Source organism: Ideonella azotifigens, from assembly GCF_021043325.1.
Taxonomy (GTDB): domain Bacteria; phylum Pseudomonadota; class Gammaproteobacteria; order Burkholderiales; family Burkholderiaceae_C; genus Ideonella; species Ideonella azotifigens.
Map to the genome: position 1 here is coordinate 454281 of NZ_JAJNKD010000002.1, position 19303 is coordinate 473583.

General features: G+C 68.4%; 18 protein-coding genes and 1 pseudogene. 10 read left to right on the top strand and 9 right to left on the bottom strand.

The annotated features are described in order from the left end of the window. Window positions 1-7: 7 nt before the first annotated feature. Window positions 8-1369 carry a GGDEF domain-containing protein gene (locus LRH25_RS06690; RefSeq protein ID WP_141287344.1) on the bottom strand — a complete coding sequence of 454 codons (1362 nt, stop codon included), beginning with the start codon at window positions 1367-1369 and terminating at the stop codon, window positions 8-10. A gap of 55 nt (window positions 1370-1424) precedes the next feature. After that, entirely contained in the window at window positions 1425-2210 is a 786-nt protein-coding gene (locus LRH25_RS06695) for a substrate-binding periplasmic protein (RefSeq protein WP_211361359.1), read from the bottom strand. A 137-nt stretch (window positions 2211-2347) separates the two neighbouring features. Here LRH25_RS06695 and ubiA point away from each other — a divergent pair, with 137 nt between their 5' ends. Then, window positions 2348-3286 carry a 4-hydroxybenzoate octaprenyltransferase gene (ubiA, locus tag LRH25_RS06700; RefSeq protein WP_141287343.1) on the top strand — a complete coding sequence of 313 codons (939 nt, stop codon included), beginning with the start codon at window positions 2348-2350 and terminating at the stop codon, window positions 3284-3286. Window positions 3287-3370: 84 nt separating this feature from the next. On the opposite strand, the gene proC is transcribed toward ubiA, so the two are convergent. Further along, complete coding sequence (gene proC / locus LRH25_RS06705; protein ID WP_141287342.1) at window positions 3371-4231, bottom strand: pyrroline-5-carboxylate reductase; 861 nt, start codon at window positions 4229-4231, stop codon at window positions 3371-3373. Between the two features lie 229 nt (window positions 4232-4460). On the opposite strand from proC, the gene LRH25_RS06710 reads away from it, so the two are divergent. Together LRH25_RS06710 and LRH25_RS06715 are read left to right on the top strand one after the other, a co-directional pair. After that, window positions 4461-5735 carry a Glu/Leu/Phe/Val family dehydrogenase gene (locus LRH25_RS06710; protein ID WP_141287341.1) on the top strand — a complete coding sequence of 425 codons (1275 nt, stop codon included), beginning with the start codon at window positions 4461-4463 and terminating at the stop codon, window positions 5733-5735. 128 nt (window positions 5736-5863) lie between these two features. Beyond that, a complete protein-coding gene (locus LRH25_RS06715; protein ID WP_141287340.1) occupies window positions 5864-6835 on the top strand; it encodes a Bug family tripartite tricarboxylate transporter substrate binding protein in 972 nt (323 codons plus the stop codon). Between the two features lie 168 nt (window positions 6836-7003). Here LRH25_RS06715 and LRH25_RS06720 read toward each other — a convergent pair whose 3' ends face one another. Together LRH25_RS06720 and LRH25_RS06725 are read right to left on the bottom strand one after the other, a co-directional pair. Then, window positions 7004-7399, bottom strand: coding sequence for an aldehyde dehydrogenase family protein (locus tag LRH25_RS06720; RefSeq protein ID WP_231010748.1), 396 nt, complete (start codon window positions 7397-7399; stop codon window positions 7004-7006). Window positions 7400-7735: 336 nt separating this feature from the next. Further along, a pseudogene (locus tag LRH25_RS06725) lies at window positions 7736-10669 on the bottom strand (L-glutamate gamma-semialdehyde dehydrogenase); the annotation flags it as partial. A gap of 106 nt (window positions 10670-10775) precedes the next feature. Between LRH25_RS06725 and LRH25_RS06730 the strand changes: the two are divergent. Beyond that, the gene (locus LRH25_RS06730) at window positions 10776-11267 is read left to right on the top strand and encodes an Lrp/AsnC ligand binding domain-containing protein (protein ID WP_141288129.1); all 492 of its coding nucleotides are present in this window, start codon (window positions 10776-10778) and stop codon (window positions 11265-11267) included. 187 nt (window positions 11268-11454) lie between these two features. Continuing rightward, window positions 11455-11730 (top strand): hypothetical protein, encoded by a 276-nt coding sequence (locus tag LRH25_RS06735; RefSeq protein WP_141288130.1) that lies wholly within the window; start codon window positions 11455-11457, stop codon window positions 11728-11730. 4 nt (window positions 11731-11734) lie between these two features. Here LRH25_RS06735 and LRH25_RS06740 read toward each other — a convergent pair whose 3' ends face one another. Then, complete coding sequence (locus LRH25_RS06740) at window positions 11735-12427, bottom strand: YggS family pyridoxal phosphate-dependent enzyme (protein ID WP_141288131.1); 693 nt, start codon at window positions 12425-12427, stop codon at window positions 11735-11737. 73 nt (window positions 12428-12500) lie between these two features. On the opposite strand from LRH25_RS06740, the gene LRH25_RS06745 reads away from it, so the two are divergent. The 4 genes from LRH25_RS06745 (at window position 12501) to LRH25_RS06760 (ending at window position 16436) form a co-directional block, all read left to right on the top strand. After that, window positions 12501-13544 carry a type IV pilus twitching motility protein PilT gene (locus tag LRH25_RS06745; protein WP_141288132.1) on the top strand — a complete coding sequence of 348 codons (1044 nt, stop codon included), beginning with the start codon at window positions 12501-12503 and terminating at the stop codon, window positions 13542-13544. A 57-nt stretch (window positions 13545-13601) separates the two neighbouring features. Further along, window positions 13602-14207: a Crp/Fnr family transcriptional regulator gene (locus tag LRH25_RS33015; protein WP_170200905.1), complete on the top strand. Its 606-nt coding sequence runs from the start codon at window positions 13602-13604 to the stop codon at window positions 14205-14207. Window positions 14208-14274: 67 nt separating this feature from the next. Next, entirely contained in the window at window positions 14275-15411 is a 1137-nt protein-coding gene (locus LRH25_RS06755; protein WP_141288134.1) for a PilT/PilU family type 4a pilus ATPase, read from the top strand. 131 nt (window positions 15412-15542) lie between these two features. Then, complete coding sequence (locus LRH25_RS06760; protein ID WP_141288135.1) at window positions 15543-16436, top strand: NAD(P)-dependent oxidoreductase; 894 nt, start codon at window positions 15543-15545, stop codon at window positions 16434-16436. 32 nt (window positions 16437-16468) lie between these two features. On the opposite strand, the gene LRH25_RS06765 is transcribed toward LRH25_RS06760, so the two are convergent. The 3 genes from LRH25_RS06765 to LRH25_RS06775 all read right to left on the bottom strand — a co-directional run bounded on the left by LRH25_RS06765 (window position 16469) and on the right by LRH25_RS06775 (window position 18278). Next, window positions 16469-17098, bottom strand: coding sequence for a BON domain-containing protein (locus tag LRH25_RS06765; RefSeq protein WP_141288136.1), 630 nt, complete (start codon window positions 17096-17098; stop codon window positions 16469-16471). A gap of 58 nt (window positions 17099-17156) precedes the next feature. Further along, window positions 17157-17756, bottom strand: a complete 600-nt coding sequence (locus LRH25_RS06770; protein WP_231010529.1) for an SIS domain-containing protein — start codon at window positions 17754-17756, stop codon at window positions 17157-17159. Window positions 17757-17855: 99 nt separating this feature from the next. After that, complete coding sequence (locus LRH25_RS06775; protein WP_375142159.1) at window positions 17856-18278, bottom strand: YraN family protein; 423 nt, start codon at window positions 18276-18278, stop codon at window positions 17856-17858. Here LRH25_RS06775 and rsmI point away from each other — a divergent pair. Next, complete coding sequence (gene rsmI / locus LRH25_RS06780; protein WP_231010530.1) at window positions 18277-19242, top strand: 16S rRNA (cytidine(1402)-2'-O)-methyltransferase; 966 nt, start codon at window positions 18277-18279, stop codon at window positions 19240-19242. The two genes, LRH25_RS06775 and rsmI, sit on opposite strands and share 2 nt — an antisense overlap. Window positions 19243-19303: the final 61 nt, after the last annotated feature.

Sequence of the window (19303 nt, forward strand, 5' to 3'; positions counted from 1 at the left end):
CCTGGGACTAGTTCGAGACGCGGTTGCGGCCCCGGTTCTTGGCGCGGTAGAGGGCTTCATCGGCACGCTGCATCAGCTCATCGAAGCGGTGCATGGTCTCTTCGTCGAACTGCGCGACGCCAATGCTCAGCGTGACGTGCAGCGCCACCAGCGAACCGGTGTGCGGCAGGCCCATCTGCAGCAGCCGTGCGCGCAGCCGCTCGGCCGCGGCAACGGCCTGCTCGGCATCCAGCGCCGGCAGCAGCACGGCAAACTCCTCGCCACCGATGCGGGCGCAGAAGTCGCCCGAGCGGGTGAAGGTCTGCTTCAGCGCATCGGCCACGGCCTGCAGGCACTGGTCGCCGTGCGCGTGGCCGTAGGTGTCGTTGTAGCGCTTGAAGTAGTCGACGTCGCAGACCAGGAGCGACAGCGGCAGCTGCTGGCGCCGCGCACGGCGCAGCTCGGTTTCCTTGACCTCGTCGAAGTGGCGGCGGTTGGCCAGGTCGGTCAGCGGGTCGGCGCGTGACAGCCGCTCCAGCCGGGTGTTGACCGCGCGCAGCTCGGTGGTCTTGGCGTCCACCAGGTCAGCCAGGCGGTCTCGGTGCGCGGCCAGTTCGCGTTCGTCGCGGTGCTGGCGCGCCAGGTAGTCCGACAGGTTGCCCTGCAGGTGGTTGACGCCGGCTTCGAGCAGGGTGAGCTCGTCGCGATGGGCGGCAGCGCGCTGCAGCTGCAGCCGCCGGCCCAGGGTCTCGGGCGTCAACGTGGCCAGGTGGCGAGCGATGCGCCGCACGTGCACCGTGACCGAACGGTGGAACAGCCACATGATGAGGCCTGCCAGCAGCACCGACTGCAGCACCTGCGTCAGCACGATCTCCAGCAACTCACCGCGCAGCCGCAGCCACAGCAGGCGCTCGTCGCCCTGCAGCGTGAAGTCGCCAATTACTTCGACCGCGCCCGGATACGGGCTGTAGCTCAGCTCGCGCTGCAGTGTCGGGGCGCGGCCGCCTTCGGGCGCGCCGGGCTTGCGCTGCTGCAGCACCTCCGGCGAGCGGCCGGACTGGCGCAGCCTCAGCTCGATGCGGCCGACCGACTGCACCTGCGCCATGCTCGCCATGTGGGCCAGCAAGTCCTCGCGGTCCATCTCCCAGATGGCCTTGGCCAGCGCGCGCTGGAACACGTCGCCAATCAAGGCCAGCTCGGTGTTCATGGTCGCCACATTGGCCTGCCAGGCCAGCCAGGTGCGTGCAGCCACGCTGAGCCCGGTGAACAAGAGGCTGAACACCAGCGTGGCCAGCACCAGTTTGCGGCCCAGCGAATGGCCGAGCACGGTGTCGGACGGATGGTCGGGCGCAGCGGGCTGGGCGTCCACCGCCGGCTCGCCCGCGGGCATCGCAGGCTCAGCCGATGATGCTGGGCTGACGCCGTGATCGGCCGCGGCGCGGGCCTCACAGCCAGCGCTTCTGGATGCGCTCATAGCTGCCGTTTTTCTTGATCGTCTCCAGGCCCTTGCGGAAGCGCTCGACCACCGCGTCCGGCGTGCCCAGGCTGAACGCCATGTTCAGGCCTTCTTCGCTGCCCACATCGGGCAGGTGCAGCGCGCGGACCAGCAGCTTGGCGGGATCGTCGCCAGTGCGGCGCACCAGGTACAGCGCGTTCAGCTCGTTGGAGATCCACAGGTCGACCCGGCCCTGCTTGAGCTTTTCGTAGTTCAGTTCGTACTTGCTGCTGGACTGCAGGTTCTGCCCCAGCAACAGGCCTTTGCTCGCCAGGTACTGCTCGCCAGCGTCTTCATGCACGGTGGCGATCTGGTACTTGCGCGCATCCTCCAGCCGCGTGAGCTTGACGGGCCGGGCGGCCAGCGCAAACAGGTACCAGCGCGTGGGCGCGACCACGCCCACCCACTTGAACAGCTTCTCGCGCTGCGCCGTGCGGGAGATCGAATAGATCAACACATTCGGTTCGTTCAGCGCGGTGTTGTAGGCCCGCGCCCAAGGCATCACCTGGATCGCCGTCGGCTGGCCTAGCGCTTCCAGCACCGCCCGCACGATCTCCGTGCTCAGGCCGGTGACCTTGTCGTCCTGCGTCATGTTGTACGGCGGCAGCTCCTCGGTGAGGATGCGCAGCTCGGCCGGCGCCGCAGCAAGGCTCAGCCCCGGGCAGGCCAGCGCACCCATCGCGCCCAACAGGCAGGTGACGGCGTCTCGGCGGTTGGGCAGCGCAGCAGCTGGCATGGCAGGCGTAGGAGCGGACAACGGGGGCAGCAGGAGGCGGCGGCGGAAAGTTCCGCCATCGTCTGTGCTATCGGCTGGAACACCAAGGACTTGAGCCAGCTGAGGCTGGCCAGACCGAAGCGGATAATCCCACGCCGATGAACGCCTCTTCAGTCCCCGCCACGCCCAAGCCGGACGCACCACCGCCGCGCAGCCGTTTGTCGCTGTACCTGGACCTGATCCGCTGGAACCGGCCTGCCGGCTGGTTGCTGCTTTTGTGGCCTACGCTGGCCGCGCTGTGGATGGCGGCGGACGGTTTCCCGGGCTGGCATTTGCTGGCGGTCTTCACGCTGGGCACGGTGCTGATGCGCAGTGCCGGCTGTTGCGTCAACGACGTGGCCGATGCCGAGTTCGACAGGCATGTGAAGCGAACCGCACAGCGGCCAGTGACCAGCGGCGCGGTGAGCAAGCAGGAGGCGCTGGCTGTGGGCGCGGTGCTGGCACTGCTCGCCTTCGGGCTGGTGCTGACGACCAATCCGCCGACGATCTGGCTGTCCGTCGTGGCGCTGGCGGTCACGCTGCTGTACCCGTATGCGAAGCGCGTGGTGTCGATGCCGCAGGCCGTCCTTGGCGTGGCCTTCAGCTTCGGCATTCCGATGGCCTTCAGTGCAGTGCAAGGTGGGCAGGACTGGGCACTGGCGGCCATTCCGGCGGCCGTGCCGGCATTGGCCTGGTGGCTGCTGGTGGGCAACCTGTTCTGGGTGCTGGCCTACGACACCGAATACGCGATGGTCGACCGCGACGACGACCTGAAGATCGGCATCAAGACATCGGCCATCACGCTGGGCCGCTTCGACGTGGCCGGCGTGATGCTGTTCTACGGCGCCTACCTGATCAGCTGGGGCGCGCTGGGCCACGGGCTGGGCCTGCTGAAGACCTACCTCATCGGCATCGCCGCCGCGGCGCTGCAGGTCGGCTGGCACTTCACGATGATCCGCCACCGCTCGCGCGATGGCTGCTTCCGTGCCTTCCGGCTCAACCACTGGGTGGGATTTGCGGTGTTCGCCGGGACTGTGATCTCGTACTTGCCAAGCTGACGCGGGTCGAGCGCCGGGCCGCCCCAAGCCGGCCCGCATCCCCTCGGGGGGCCGCTTGGCGTGCCCGCCAAGCGAGAGGCGCCATCAAGCCCCAAACTCGTCGCCCAGTTCCTTGGCCCGGTTCTTCGCGGCCAGCATCGCGAACATGAAATGCTGCTTCACGCCATGCGCTTCCAGCACGTTGAGCGCGGCGAAGGTGGTGCCGCCCTTGGACGTGACACGCTCGCGCAGCACTTCGGGCGAGTCGCTGGATTGGCGGGCCAGCTCGGTTGCACCAGCGAAGGTGGCCAGCGCCAGTTCGCGGCCGGCTTCGGCGCTCAGGCCCATCTGTTCCGCAGCCTGGACCATGGCTTCGATGAAGTAGAAGACATAGGCCGGGCCAGAGCCTGACAGCGCGGTCACCACGTCCAGCTGCTCCTCGCGTTCGACCCACAGGCTGCGGCCGGTGGGCGCCAACAGCTGCTCGATCTGCAGTCGCTCGTCCAGCGTGACCTGGGCCATGGCGAACAGCCCGGCAATGCCTTGGCCGATCAACGCGGGCGTGTTGGGCATGCTGCGCACCACGCGCTCGCTGCCGGTGGCGCGGGCAATCGCCTGCACGCGGATGCCGGCCATCACCGACAGGTGCAGCGCCTGGCCGACATGGCCGGCGCAGGGCGCCGCAGCGTCGGCAAACAGCTGCGGCTTGATGGCCCACACCACCAGCCCGGCCTGCGCCAGCGCCGGGCCGGCCATCGGCAGCACCCGCACGCCGAACTGGGCAATCAACCGGTCCGCCTGCTCGGCCGAAGGCTCGACCACGGTGATGGATTCGGCCGCATGGCCGGATTTCAGCAGCCCGCCGATCAACGCACTGGCCATGTTGCCCCCGCCGATGAAGGCGACGCGGGAAAGGGCTGGCGCGGTGGCCGGCGACGGGGCGTGAAAGGGCGTGGCAGTGCTCATGCCGGCGAGTGTAGAGAAATGCCGTGTTCAGCGGCCGGACCGTCCCCTGTAGAGGGCATTCCGCCGATACAGATGCAGGCCGACCCGGGGACTTCATGCAAAACTTGCATAGCCCTCGGTGACAAATTCGGCGGCTCCGGGCCTAGAGTGCGGCCAGCGTCACGGCGGCCCCCATGAGACGGCCTGCCGCAGGCGCGCACACCCGAGAATTCCCTGGAGATTTCGCGTCATGTCTTCGCCGCTTTCCTTTGTTCACCCCACGCCGGACAGCCCCTGGGGCACCTACCTGTCGCAGGTCGACCGCGTCGTCCCCTATCTGGGCAACCTGGCCCGCTGGGCCGAGACGCTCAAGCGCCCCAAGCGCACGCTGATCGTCGACGTGCCCATCGAGCTGGACAACGGCACCGTGGCGCACTTCGAGGGCTACCGGGTGCAGCACAACCTGTCGCGCGGCCCGGGCAAGGGCGGCGTGCGCTACCACCCGGATGTGACGCTGGAAGAAGTGATGGCGCTGTCGGCCTGGATGACCGTCAAGACCGCTGCGGTGAACCTGCCGTTCGGCGGCGCCAAGGGCGGCATCCGCGTCGATCCGAAGCAGCTGTCGATCAAGGAACTGGAGCGCATGACGCGCCGCTACACCAGCGAGATCGGCCTGATCATCGGCCCGCAGAAGGACATCCCGGCGCCGGACGTGAACACCAACGGCCAGATCATGGCCTGGATGATGGACACGTACTCGATGAACACCGGCTCCACCGCCACCGGCGTGGTCACCGGCAAGCCGCTGCACCTGGGCGGCTCGGCCGGCCGCATCAAGGCCACCGGCCGCGGCGTGTTCGTCACCGGCAGGGAAGCGGCCCGCCGCATCGGCCTGGACCTGAACGGCGCGCGTGTCGCGGTGCAGGGCTTCGGCAACGTGGGTGGCTCGGCCGCCGAGCTGTTCGCCCAGGCCGGGGGCAAGATCGTCGCCGCGCAGGATCACACCGGCACCATCTACAACGCCAACGGTTTCGACCTTGGCGACCTGATCCCGCACGTCACCCACACCGGCGGCGTGGCCGGCTTCAAGGGCGCCGACGTGATGAACTCGGAAGAGTTCTGGGACGTCGATTGCGATATCCTGATCCCGGCCGCGCTCGAAGGCCAGATCACCGAGGACCGCGCCCGCCGCATCAAGGCCAGGCTGGTGCTCGAAGGCGCCAACGGCCCGACGGTGCCCAAGGCCGACGACATGCTGTTCGAGCGCAACATCCTGGTCGTGCCGGACGTGATCTGCAACGCTGGCGGCGTGACCGTCTCGTACTTCGAATGGGTGCAGGATTTCTCCAGCTTCTTCTGGAGCGAAGACGAGATCAACGTGCGCCTGGACAAGATCATGGTCGACGCGCTGAAGAAGATCTGGGACACCGCCGACCGCCACAAGATCACGCTGCGCACCGCGACGTTTGCGGTGGCCTGCGAGCGCATCCTGATCGCCCGCGAGGAGCGTGGCCTGTACCCGTAAACCGACGGACATGCCCCTGAGTGGGGCTGCTTCGCCTCATGCGCACGACAAGGCCACCTCCCGAGGTGGCCTTTTTCATGGCCGGCCATTGACGACAATGGACGCCCGTTGACTGCCACCTGCCTGCCATGCGCCGCCGCCTCGCCTTGCTGCTCCTGCCTGTTGTCGCCTTGCTGAGCAGCGCCACCGCCTGGGCGCAGGCCTGGCCAACGCGAGCGGTGCACATCGTCGTGCCGGCACCTGCCGGCAGCTCGGTGGACCTGACTGCAAGGCTGTTGGCCGACAAGCTGAAGGATCGCTGGGGCCAGCCGGTGGTGGTGGACAACAAGCCAGGCGCCGGCGGCATGCTGGGCGTGGACGCGGCCGCCAAGGCCGCGCCGGACGGCTACACGATCGCGGTCGGCTTCAATGGCCCGGTCGCCTTTGCGCCCTTCATGTACCGCAAGCTGCCGTACGACCCGGCCAAGGATTTGGTCCCGGTGGTGATGACCACGCTGCAGCCCAATGTGCTGGCGGTCAGCGCTTCGCTGCCGGTGAAAAACGTCAAGGACTTCATCGCGCTGGGCAAGGCCAAGGCCGGCAAGATGAACTACGCCTCGGTCGGACTGGGCAGTTCCTCGCACCTGACGATGGAACTGCTGCTGGCCGAGGCCGGCTTCGAGGCCACGCATGTGCCGTACAACGGCTCGCCGCCGGCCGCGATGTCGGTCGCCAGCGGCGAGACCGATGCGGTATTTGCCGCAGCACCCGCGCTGCTGCCGCTGGCCAGGACCGGCAAGCTGCGGCTGATCGCCGTCAGCGGCCGGCAGCGGCTGGCCTCGATGAAGGATTTGCCGACGCTGGTCGAAAGCGGGTTGCCGAATGTCGAATCGATGATCTGGAACGGCCTGTTCGTCGCCGCGCGCACGCCGGACGCTGTCGTGCAAAAGCTCAATGCCGACGTCAACGCCGTGCTGCAGGACCCGGCCGTGATCGCCAGCTTCGAGGTCCAGGGCCTGCTGCCCGGCAGTGGCTCGGTGGCCGATTTCCGCCAGACGGTGGCCGGCGACACGCAGCGCTGGGGCGCGATCATCCGCAAGATCGGCTTGCAGCTGGATTGAGGGCCCTTTGCCTCTGCCGTGGTTCAAATAAATGGGGTCAGAGTCAATTTATCTTAAGGTGCCTCAAAGCAGCGCTGCGGCTGTGCTCAGATAAATTGACTCTGACCCCATTTACTTGTGCGCCGACCGTCCCCCGCTTTCACCACGCGGGTCGGTCCGGCCTGCGTGTCAAAGGCCCGCGAGCAAAGCCGCATTCCCACCCGCTGCAGCGGTATTGACCGTCAGCGTCTGCTCCGCACAGAAGCGGTACAGCTGACGCGGACTGGTGGCTTCGGTGAGGGACAGCAGCGGCAGGATCGCGCCGGGCTGCGCGGCGAGCTGGTGCGCCAGGCGTGGCAACACCGCAGCAGACGTGGCGCAGACGCCCGCTACACGCGCGTCTGCCACCAGCGCGGTGCCCAGCGAGTCGAAGCTGCCAGGCAGCGGCTGCAGCACGGCCGCCGGCAAGCCGGCCTGGCGCAGCGCTTGCAGCCAAGGTTTGGCGGCGTCAATCGCCGTCTCGCTGCCGGCCCAGGCGACCGTGTTGCCCGTGACCAGCGCGGCGCCGACTGCGGCGGCCAGCATGTCCTGCGCTGCGTCTTCGCCGACAAACGCGAACAGGCCGCGACCGTGCAGGCGCAGCTCGTTGCGCTCGCCGGTCGGGCCGGGCAGCTCGACCGTTGCCAGCGTGGTTTCGGCCGCCGTGGCCAGCGCGCGCCACCGGGTGGCGATGGCCGGGCGGCTGGCGGCGAGGGCATCGGCCGCGCGACGCAGCAGCGCACTGCGCTGATCCAGCGGCGTGGCACGCCAGCCGGGCAGCGCCTGCAGCGGCGGGTTCAGTGCAGCGTGGGCGGCGGTGGCGACCAGCGACAGGCCGGGTGTCACGACGGGCGCTGGCGCGAGGCTGGGCACCGCGCCGGGTTCGACCGCGAAGCGCAGCAGGTAGTGCGGGCCGCCGGCCTTGGGGCCGGTGCCGCTCATGCCTTCGCCACCAAAGGGTTGCACGCCAACGACCGCGCCGATCATGTTGCGGTTGACGTAGACATTGCCGATCTGCGCGAGCGCCGCCAGGCGCTCGGCGCGGCTGTCGATGCGGGTCTGGATGCCGAAGGTCAGGCCGTAGCCGAGGGCGTTGATCTCGCGCACCAGGGCTTCGGGTTCGCCGCGCCAGCGCACCACGTGCAGCACCGGGCCGAAGATCTCGCTCTGCAGCGCACTCACGGCCGGCAGCTCGAAGGCCACCGGCGGCACCAGGCGCGGGAAGGCGGCGGCATCCACCACTGTTTCGCCGAGCAGTTTGGCCTCGCGCTTCAGGCGCTGGACCTGGGCCGAGATGCCGCTGAAGGCTTCGTCGTCGATCACCGGGCCCACGTCGGTGCGCAACTCGGCCGGGTCGCCCACGCGCAACTCGGCCATCGCGCCACGGATCATCTCGATCACGCCGTCGGCAATCGCTTCGTGCACGCACAACAGGCGCAGCGCCGAGCAGCGCTGGCCGGCGGAGCGGAAGGCGCTTTGCACGACCGCGTCCACCACCTGCTCGGGCAGCGCGGTCGAGTCCACGATCATCGCGTTCAGGCCGCCGGTTTCGGCAATCAGCGGCACGGGCGCACCACCCTTGTCGGCGAGCGTGCGCTGGATGATGCGAGCGACCTGCGTGGAGCCGGTGAAGCACACGCCTGCGGTGCGCGCATCGGCCACCAGGCCCGCGCCCACGGTTTCGCCCGGGCCGTGCAGCAGCGCCAGTGCGTCGGCCGGCACGCCGGCTTCGTGCAGCAGTGCGACCATGGCCGCGGCAATCGCCGGTGTCTGCTCGGCCGGCTTGGCGGCCACGGTGTTGCCTGCCACCAGCGCCGCGACGACCTGGCCAGCGAAGATCGCCAGCGGGAAATTCCACGGGCTGATGCAGACGAACACGCCGCGGCCCTGCATCGGCGTGGGGCCACCCAGCGCAGCCTCGGCCTGGTCGGCGTAGTAGCGGCAGAAGTCCACCGCTTCGCGCACCTCGGCCACGCGGTCGCCCAGGGTCTTGTGGGCTTCCTTGACCAGCAGGCCGCAGTAGCTGGCCAGGCGTGCGTCCAGCAGGTCGCCGGCGCGGCGCACGATGGTGGCGCGCTCGGCCACCGGGCGGGCGGACCAGGCTGTGAAGCCGGCCGACAGGCGGGCCATCGCGACGTCGATGTCGGCGGCGCCGGCTTCGGGCACCGCGGGGACCACGGTAGACGCGACGGCTGCCGTCAGCGGCTCGCGCTGCGGCAGGCTGGTGATGTCAGCGCCGGTCGAATTGCGGCGGGTCGCGCCGTAGAGGTCCGCCGGCAGCGGCAGGCCTTCGGCAACGCCGGCTTCCGGCGCGGCGGAATGGGCCAGTTGCAGCGGCGAGGCCAGCAGTTCGGCGGGCGAGACCTCGGCGTCGGCCAGCAAATGCACGAATGACGAGTTGGCGCCGTTTTCCAGCAGGCGGCGCACGAGATAGGCCAGCAGGTCGCGGTGTTCACCCACCGGCGCATAGACGCGGCAGGCAGCCTTGGCATCTTTCAGCACCTCGCGGTAGATGCCGTCGCCCATGCCGTGCAGACGCTGCATCTCGTAGTCGGCGCCGGGCTGGGCACCGGCGTCGATGGCCATCTGCTGGATCGCGGCGATGGTGCCGGCGTTGTGCGTGGCGAACTGGGGGTAGATGACTTCGCGGTGCCCCAGCAGCGCCTGGGCACAGGCGAGGTAGGACACATCGGTGTGCGGCTTGCGGGTGTAGACCGGATAGGCTGGTAGTCCCATTTCCTGCGCGCGCTTGACCTCGCCGTCCCAGTACGCGCCCTTGACCAGGCGCACCATGAAACGCAGCCCATGCGCGCGCGCGATGCGGGCCACCTCATCGACCACCGCCAGCGCGCGCGTCTGATAGGCCTGCACCGCGAGGCCGAAGCCACGCCACTGCGGGTAATGCAGCGCGATGCGTTCGGCCAGCGCGTCCAGCAATTCCAGCGACAGCTCCAGCCGGTCGACCTCCTCGGCGTCGATGGTCAGGTTCAGCTGGGCCGGCGCGGCGCGCTCGACCAGCGCCCAGACGCGCGGCAGCAGCTCGGCGAACACGCGCTCGCGCTGCGCGTCTTCATAGCGCGAGAACAGCGCCGAGAGCTTGATCGAGATGCCGTCGCTGCTCTCCGGGCCGCGGCCACCGGCGGTGGCGGCGATCGCGGCTATCGCCTTCAGGTAGGCCGCCTGGTAGCGCTCGGCGTCGTGTTCGGTGCGGGCACCTTCACCCAGCATGTCGTACGAAAAACGCAGCATCGGCTGCGCCTTGCGCTGGCTGGCGGCCTCGGCCATGGCTTCCTGGATGTGGCGGCCCAGCACGAACTGGCGGCCCAGCAGCTGGATGGCGCGCACGGTCGCGGCGACCACAGTGCGAGCACCCAGGCGCTTGATCAGCCCGCTGTCCTGCTCGGCCTCGGGCAGGAATTTCTTCGACAGCGCGATGGCGCTGGCCGACAGGTTGGCCAGCAGGCCGCCGCTGCTGTCACTGCTGTCGAAGTCGGCTCGACCGAGCTGGTCGGCGGTCAGCGCAATCGCGGTTTCCACGTCCGGCACACGCAGCAGCGCTTCGGCCAGCCGCATCAGCGCCAGGCCTTCGGCGCTGGAGATCGGGTATTCCTTCAGCAGCGACTCCATGGCCCAGAACGGCGCCGGCTTGTCGCGCACAGCCAACACCCATGGCGTGGCGCGTGCGGTCACCGCGCCCCAATCCAGCCCCGCATCGACGCGCGCACGCGCTGCGGCCAGCACCTGCGCCTCGGGCTGGTACGGAAATGGCAAGCGCTGGCGCTGGGCCGGCAAGGGGAACGGCGTGGGGGTGTGCATGGCAGTGAAAGGCAGTAGAAAACCTGACTGGATAGATGCGCAGCTTATGCGGACAATTCCCGGTAAAGATTCGGAGTTTTGACCGTATGACGGAGTTTTCTCAAGAATGAAGCCCACCCTCGAACCGATCGATCTCGAGCGAGGGCTGGACAAGATCGATTTGCGCATCTTGCGCGTGCTGCAGAAAGATGGGCGCATCAGCAACCTGAAACTCGCCGAAGAGGTGCATCTGTCGCCCACGGCCGTGCTGGAACGGGTCAAGCGGCTGACGCGCGAGAACTTCATCCTGGGCTACGAGGCGCGGCTGAACCCGGTCAAGCTGGGCGCCGGGCTGATGGTCTTCGTCGAGGTGCTGCTGGACCGCACGGTGCACGACGTGATGGACAGCTTCCGCGCCGCGGTGCAGGTGCGGCCCGAGATCCTCGAATGCCACCTGGTGGCGGGCGGCTTCGACTACCTGCTGAAGACGCGGGTGTCGGACATGGCGGCCTACCGCTCGTTTGTCGGCGACGTGATCTGGTCGCTGCCGGGGGTGCGCGAGACGCGCACTTATGCGGTCATGGAAGAAGTGAAAAATACCACTTCGCTGAGCTTCTGACCGGATTTCTGGCGGCAATGGAGGCATCCACCCACCAGACCGCCTGAAAACACCCCCCTTTCGAGGGGACCCCGGAAAACCTTCTCCCCCCCACCAGGGCGATTGAGCGCGAGAGCTGCATGCCGGACGATGCCGTCCCATGCAGTACCCGCCATCACCACCCAACGAAAGCCAGGAGGAGGATCCCATGTTCAGCGCCCTCAACACGCCGCGCGCGGCAGTTCAACGCTTGTCGCCGCTGCTGCCCATGCTGAGGGTGCCGCCCCTGGGGCCCGTGCGCCAGCCGGCCAGCGCGCCACCGCCAGCGGGCCTGAAGCTGCCGGCGGAAGATCCGCTGCGCGGCGGTTGGCACGACTCCAGCCTCGATCTGCAGCGTGGGCTGCTGGTACAGGACCTGTACGTCGAAGCGCCAAACACCGACTGGCTGGCGCTGTTCGACGAAGACGACCTGCCCAAGCGCTGATCACTCACACGCGTGCGCCGAAGATCGCGGTGCCAACCCGCACCAGCGTGGCGCCTTCGAGCACCGCCGCTTCCAGGTCAGCGCTCATGCCCATGGACAGCGTGTCCAGCCCGACCAGCCCCTGGGTCCGCAGCGCAGCCAAGGCCTGGGCCAGCGCGCGGTGCGGCAGCCGCTGGGCCGCAAGGTCTGCAGCAGGCTCGGGAATCGCCATCAGGCCGCGCAGCCGCAGCCGCGGCAAGGCGGCCACCTGCGGCGCCAGCACCGTCAACTCGTCCAGCGCGATGCCGCTCTTGCTGGCCTCGCCGCTGACGTTGACCTGCAGGCAGACGTTCAGCGGCGGCAGCTGGGCCGGCCGCTGGGCCGACAGGCGCTCGGCAATCTTCAGCCGGTCCACCGTGTGCACCCAGTCGAACTGCTCGGCCACCACACGCGTCTTGTTGGACTGCAGCGGGCCGATCAGGTGCCACTGCAGCTCGCCGCGCAGGTCGGCCAGCGCGGCGATCTTGTCCAGCGCTTCCTGCACGTAGTTTTCGCCGAATTCGCGTGCACCGGCCGCGTGGGCCGCGCGCACCGCTTCGGCGGCGCAAGTCTTGCTCACCGCCAGCAAACGGACATCGTTCACGTCACGTCCCGCGGCAGCGGCGGCCTGGGCCAGGCGGCCCCGGACTTGTAGTATGTTCTCAGCGATACTGGCCATGGTCGATCCAGGATAAACCAGGCCGGTCCCAGCCCACCGCAACCGGCATTCCAAGGCTGCACGCCACACACCCATGGACATCACCCAACTGCTGGCTTTTTCTGTCAAGAACAAGGCCTCCGACCTGCACCTGTCCGCCGGCCTGCCGCCGATGATCCGGGTGCACGGCGACGTGCGGCGCATCAATGTCGAGCCGCTGGGCCACAAGCAGGTCCACGCCATGGTGTACGACATCATGAACGACACCCAGCGCAAGCAGTACGAAGACACGCTGGAGTGCGACTTCAGCTTCGAAGTGCAAGGGCTGGCGCGCTTCCGGGTCAACGCCTTCCACCAGAACCGCGGCTCCAGCGCGGTGTTCCGGACCATTCCGTCGAAGATCCTGACGCTGCAGCAGCTGAACTGCCCGCCGATCTTCGCCGAGCTGGCGCTCAAGCCGCGTGGCCTGGTGCTGGTGACCGGGCCGACCGGCTCGGGCAAGTCGACCACGCTGGCGGCCATCATCGACCACCTCAACGAGAGCCACTACGGCCACATCCTGACGCTGGAAGACCCGATCGAATTCGTGCACGAATCGAAGAAGTGCCTGATCAACCAGCGCGAGGTCGGCCCACACACGCTGAGCTTCTCCAACGCGCTGCGCGCCGCGCTGCGCGAAGACCCGGACGCGATCCTGGTGGGCGAATTGCGCGACCTGGAAACCATCCGCCTGGCGCTGACGGCCGCTGAAACCGGCCACTTGGTGTTCGGCACGCTGCACACCTCCAGCGCTGCCAAGACCATCGACCGGGTGGTCGACGTGTTCCCGGCGGCCGAGAAGGACATGGTGCGGGCGATGCTGTCGGAATCCGTGGTCGCGATCATTGCGCAGACGCTGTGCAAGACCAAGGACGGCCAGGGCCGCGTGGCGGCGCACGAGATCATGCTGGGCACCTCGGCCATCCGCAACCTGATCCGCGAGAACAAGATCGCGCAGATGTATTCGTCGATCCAGACCGGCAACAACGTTGGCATGCAGACGCTGGACCAATGCCTGGCCGACCTGGTACGACGCAACCTGGTGTCTGGCAGCGAGGCCCGCGTGAAGGCCAAGTTCCCCGAGAACTTCCCCGGCTGAGCCGGGAAAGCGGCGGCAGTGAAGCGGCTTCTTGCCTTTTTCCGTGCGCGCCAGCCCGTGGCTGCGCCGAGGGAGGACGACTCCGGCTTCTACGCCACGCAGTTTGTCGACCGCCACCAGGACACGCAGCTGTTCGTGCCCTGGACGCTGCGCGCCCCTGACCTGAACGCCAAGCCCTACGACGGCTCGCTGGGCGTGCTGTCGCTGGTCAAGCTGCTGGGCCAGGACCGCGCGCTGGCGCTGCTGGGCGCCGAGCAGCTGGCGGTGCTGGGCGGCTATTTTGAATACGTGCAGCTGGACAGCGGCAAGCAGATCATCGGCCAGGACGAGCAAGGCGACTTCCTCGTCGTGGTGCTGCAAGGCGTGGTGGCCGAGGACCGCATGCAGCCCTCCGGCGCACGCGCACGCATCGGCGAGTCGCGTGCAGGCGACCTGCTGGGCGAGATGTCGATGCTGGACGGCGGCACGCGTTTTTGCGCCTGCACCGCCTTGACGCCGGTGACACTGGCTGTGCTGGCCAGCCAGGCGCTGGAGCGCATGATGATAGAAGAGCCGCGGCTGGCCGCCTCGCTGCTGGCCTGGATTGCCAAGCGGCTGTCGCTGCGGCTGCGCCAGGTCAGCGCGCGGCTGTCGGTGCAGCTGACACGCAGCACCCATGATTGACGCGCATCGCCTTCACGCGGGCTGAAGCGCACTCGACTTTTCCTCTTGCCTCGAAAGACCCTGCCCCATGGAACGCGATCAGGCCTCGAAATTCGTCAGCGACCTGCTGCGCCTGCTGGTCACCCGCAATGGCTCGGACTTGTTCCTGACCGCCGACTTCCCGCCGGCGATCAAGGTCGACGGCAAGGTCACCAAGGTCTCGCCGCAACCGCTGACCGGCTCGCACACGCTGGCGCTGGCGCGCGCCATCATGAACGACAAGCAGGCGGCGGACTTCGAGCGCGACAAGGAGTGCAACTTCGCGATCTCGCCGCAAGGCATTGGCCGATTCCGGGTCAACACCTTCCTGCAGCAAGGCCATGTGGGCATGGTGCTGCGGACGATTCCGGCGCATTTGCCGACCATCGACGAGCTGAGCCTGCCGCGGGTGCTGAAGGAAGTTTCGATGACCAAGCGCGGGCTGGTCATCATGGTCGGCGCCACCGGCTCGGGCAAGAGCACCTCGCTGGCGGCGATGGTGGACTGGCGCAATGAAAATGCCTACGACCACATCATCACCATCGAAGACCCGGTCGAGTTCGTGCACCCGCACAAGAACTGCATCATCACGCAGCGCGAGGTCGGCATCGACACCAACGACTGGGAAGTCGCGCTGAAGAACTGCCTGCGCCAGGCGCCGGACGTGATCCTGATGGGCGAAATCCGCGACCGCAAGACCATGGAGCTGGCGGTCGCCTTCTCCGAGACCGGCCACCTGTGCATGGCCACGCTGCACGCCAACAGCGCCAACCAGGCGCTGGACCGCATCATCAACTTCTTCCCCGAAGAGCGGCGCGACCAGTTGCTGATGGACCTGTCGCTGAACCTGAAGGCCATGGTCTCGCAGCGGCTGATCCCGCGCCAGGAAGGCAAGGGCCGGGTCGCCGCGGTCGAGATCATGCTGAACACGCCGCTGATGGCAGACCTGATCTTCAAGGGCCAGGTGGGCGAGCTGAAGGAGCTGATGAAGCGCTCGCGCGAGCTGGGCATGCAGACCTTCGACCAGGCGCTGTTCGACCTGTACGAGGCCCACGCGGTGAACTACGAAGACGCGCTGCGCAACGCCGACTCGGTCAACGACCTGCGGCTGAACATCAAGCTCAACAGCAGCCGCGCCCGGGTCAGCGACCTGTCTGCCGGCACCGAACATTTGACGATTGTTTGAGCCCCCAGGCTCCCTGCCGGTCGCTGCCCCCCAAAGGGGGCTCGCGCAGCGGACCGGCAAAGCCGGATCCGCGCACGCCACTTGACGCAAAACCGGGCAGCTCCTTCGGAGCGCCCCTTTGGGCCACCCTTATGACGAAGACCTACGAAGCCACCCCGTCGCAAACCGTCGCCTTCATCGGCTTGGGCGTGATGGGTCATCCGATGGCAGGTCACCTGCAACGCGCCGGCCACCAGGTCACGGTCTACAACCGCAGTGCGGCCAAGGCGGCAGCCTGGGTGGCGGAATACGGTGGCCGCAGTGCACCCACGCCGCGCGAAGCGGCGGCCGGCGCGACGTTCGTGTTCTGCTGCGTGGGCAATGACGACGACCTGCGCTCGGTCACGCTGGGCGCGGACGGCGCATTCGCCGGCATGGCCGAAGGCGCGGTGTTCGTGGACCACACGACCGCCTCGGCCGAGGTGGCGCGCGAGCTGCACCGAGCGGCGCGCGGGTTGGGCCTGCAGTTTGTCGACGCGCCGGTCTCTGGCGGCCAGGCGGGCGCGGTCAATGGCATGCTGACGGTGATGTGCGGAGGCGATGCCGGGCCGTTCGATGCGATGCAACCGGTGGCGATGGCCTACTCGCGCGCGGTGACCCGCGTCGGCGAAGTCGGTGCCGGTCAGCTGGCCAAGATGGTCAACCAGATCTGCATCGCCGGCGTGGTGCAAGGCTTGTCCGAGGCGATTGCCTTCGGCCAGCAGGCCGGGCTCGACATGAAGCAGGTGCTGGACGTGATCGGCAAGGGTGCGGCGCAGAGCTGGCAGATGGACAACCGCGGCAAGACCATGGTCGACGGCCAGTTCGAGTTCGGCTTTGCGGTCGACTGGATGCGCAAGGACCTGGGCCTGGTGCTGGACGAAGCCCGGCGCAACGGCGCCAGGCTGCCGGTGACGGCGCTGGTGGACCAGTTCTACGCCGACGTGCAGGCGCTGGGCGGCAACCGCTGGGACACTTCCAGCCTGATCCGCCGGCTGCGCAGCTGAGCGATTCCCAGTTGCTGCAGCGGCGGCAGCGCTCAGCGCGCCTGCAGCGCTTTGCGTTCTTCTTCGGTGATGGTCTCGGTGACCTTCACGACTTTTTGCACGCCATTGATCGCGCGCGCCAGGTTGGCCGCGCGGTCGCTTTCCTCGGTGGTGACGCGGCCCATCAGGTAGACGATGCCGCGCTCGGTGACGACCTTGAAGGCATTCGCTTGCACGTCGCCCGCGTCGACGAAGGTCGCCTTGACCTTGCTGGTGACAATCAGGTCGTTCGAGCGTGAGGTCAGCGAGCTGCTGCCCATCACCGCGGTTTCGTTCGTCACCGAGCGCACGTTCTCGATGCCGGCCACCGCCTGCTCCAGCGCAGCACGATCAGCCTCGTTCGGCACTTCGCCGGTCAACAGTACCCAGCGGTTGTAGCTGACCACACCCACGTGGCCGCGGTCGCCCAGCACCGCGCTGACCTTGCGCGCGGCCTTGGACTCGATGGCGGCGTCTTCCACTTGCGCGCCGGAGGTGCGGCGGTCGGTGTACAGCAGCACGCCGCCAGCGGCGCCGCCCAGCATCAGCGGCACGCAGGCGCTGAGGCCGGCACCGGCCAGCGTGGTGGCGGCCAGCAGCGTGGCAAGGGAAGCGAGGCGGCGAGGAGTGAAAACAGCAGGCATGTGAACTCGGTTTCTGACAGGCCGAAGCAGGCCCGGGATCAGGCGACGGGGGCGCGGCTCAGGCCGGCCCGTCCTCGCCCAGCAGTTGAATGTCGATCGCGTCGCACAGTGCGTGCAGCGCCATCAGGTGCAGTTCGCGCACCCGCGGCGCGCGAGGGCTGGCCACCGGAATCCAGACGTCGGTCTCGGCCAGCCGGTCCGGCCAGGGGCCAGGATCGCCGCCGGTCAGCAGCAGCACGCTCATGTCCTTGTCATGCGCGGCCTGCACGGCAGCATGCAGGGCAGGGTCGGTGGACAGCAGGCCGGCGAACACCACCAGCAGGTCGCCGGGTTGGCCCAAGGCACTGATCTGCGTGGCCAGCAGCAACTCCGGCGCCGGGCCGGCCTGGCCGCCCAGCGGCCTGGCCAGCGCCGGGCCCAGGGCCACGGCCGCCAGCGAGGGCCGCTCGCGCTCGAAACGCAGCATCAGCGCGGCGCACAGCCACTGGGCCAGGTCGGCGTCGGCCCCTTGGCCGCAGGCCAGCAGCTTGCCGCCAGCGGTGAGGCAGCCGACTGCAGCTTGCGCAGCCTCGGAAATGGGGCGGGAGAGGGCTTCGGCAACCTGGTTGAGCAGGTCGGCGGTCTCGAAGAAATGGTGCTGGATGCGGGCTTCAAGCATGGGCGCCGATGATAAGCCGCGGCTGTGACGCGATCCGGGCTACCGCTTGGGTGCTGGCCGGCGCCAGGAGTTCCGTGCGGATGACGGCGAGCCAGCGATTCACGCGGCGTCGAAGGCGGCTTTCAGCCACTCGATGCGGCCATCGTCGATCGCCACCACATCGAAACGGCACGGTGGCAGCGTGGCGAACTGCATCAGGTAGGCGCGCGCTGCATAGATGAGCTTTTGCTGCTTGCTGCGCGTCACGCTGGCCGCCGCGCCGCCATGCGCGCTGCCGCGGCGCGCCCGCACCTCGACGAAGACCAGCGTGCCGTCGCGGTCGCGCAGGATCAGGTCGATCTCGCCAGCCCGGCGCGACGGGCCACGGGCCAGCCGATAATTGCGCTCGACCAGCTTCAGGCCATGGCGCTGTAAATGCGCCAGGGCCTGGTCCTCGGCTTGCATGCCGGCGGGCACTTCGCCCTCGGTGCCCACGGCCGCGGCTGCCGGCACCGCCACCGCAGCGCGTTTCCAGAGACCCATGTCCGCCTCCTCCTCTTCCGCCCATTTGCTGCAAGCCGCAGCCGCCGCCGCCGGCAGCCAGAGCTTTCCGGCCAGCACGCTGTACGTGGTGGCCACGCCCATTGGCAACCTGGCCGACTTCAGCCTGCGCGCGGTACACACGCTGGCGCTGGCAGACGCCGTGGCCTGCGAGGATACGCGGGTCAGCGGCGGGCTGTTGCGCCACCTCGGGCTGGACAAGCCGCTGATCGCGCTGCATGAGCACAACGAACAGAGCGCCGCGGCCAAGGTCCTGGAACGGCTGGCGCGCGGCGAGCGGGTGGCCTATGTCAGCGACGCCGGCACGCCAGCCGTGTCCGACCCTGGCGCGGTGCTGGTGGCGCAGGCGCAGGCCGCCGGCTACCGCGTGATGCCGCTGCCGGGCGCCAGCAGCGTGGTGACCGCCTTGAGCGCCGCCGGTTGCCTGGCGGGCCACAGCGGCGCAGTGGGATTTCACTTCACCGGCTTCCTGCCGGCCAAGGGCGGCGAGCGCCAGGTGGCACTGGACGCGCTGCTGCAGCAAACAGGCGCGACGGTGCTGTTCGAAGCACCGCACCGCATCGAAAACCTGGTGGCGGCGCTGGCTGAGCGCTGCGCGGAGCGCAAGGTCACCTTGTGCCGCGAGCTGACCAAGCAGTTCGAGCAGGTTCACAGCGCACCCGCAGCCGCGTTGCCGGCCTGGCTCGCGGCGGACGCGCAGCGTCTCAAGGGCGAGTTTGCGTTGGTGCTGCACCCGTTGCCGCCGGCCGTGCAGCAAGACGGCGACGATGGCCTGCCCAGCGATGCCAAGCGCCAACTGAAGGTGCTGCTGAGAGAGTTGCCACTGAAACAGGCCGTAGCGCTGGCCGCCGAGCTGAGCGGTGCGCCACGCAATGCGCTCTACACGCTGGCGCTGCAGCTTCGCAGCGCCGGTGGCGATGAAGAAGCCGCGTCCGGGCAAGACTGAAAACCTGTCGTCGGAAAAAGAAAGCCCGCCGGGGCACAAGGCCAGGGCGGGCTGCAGCGTG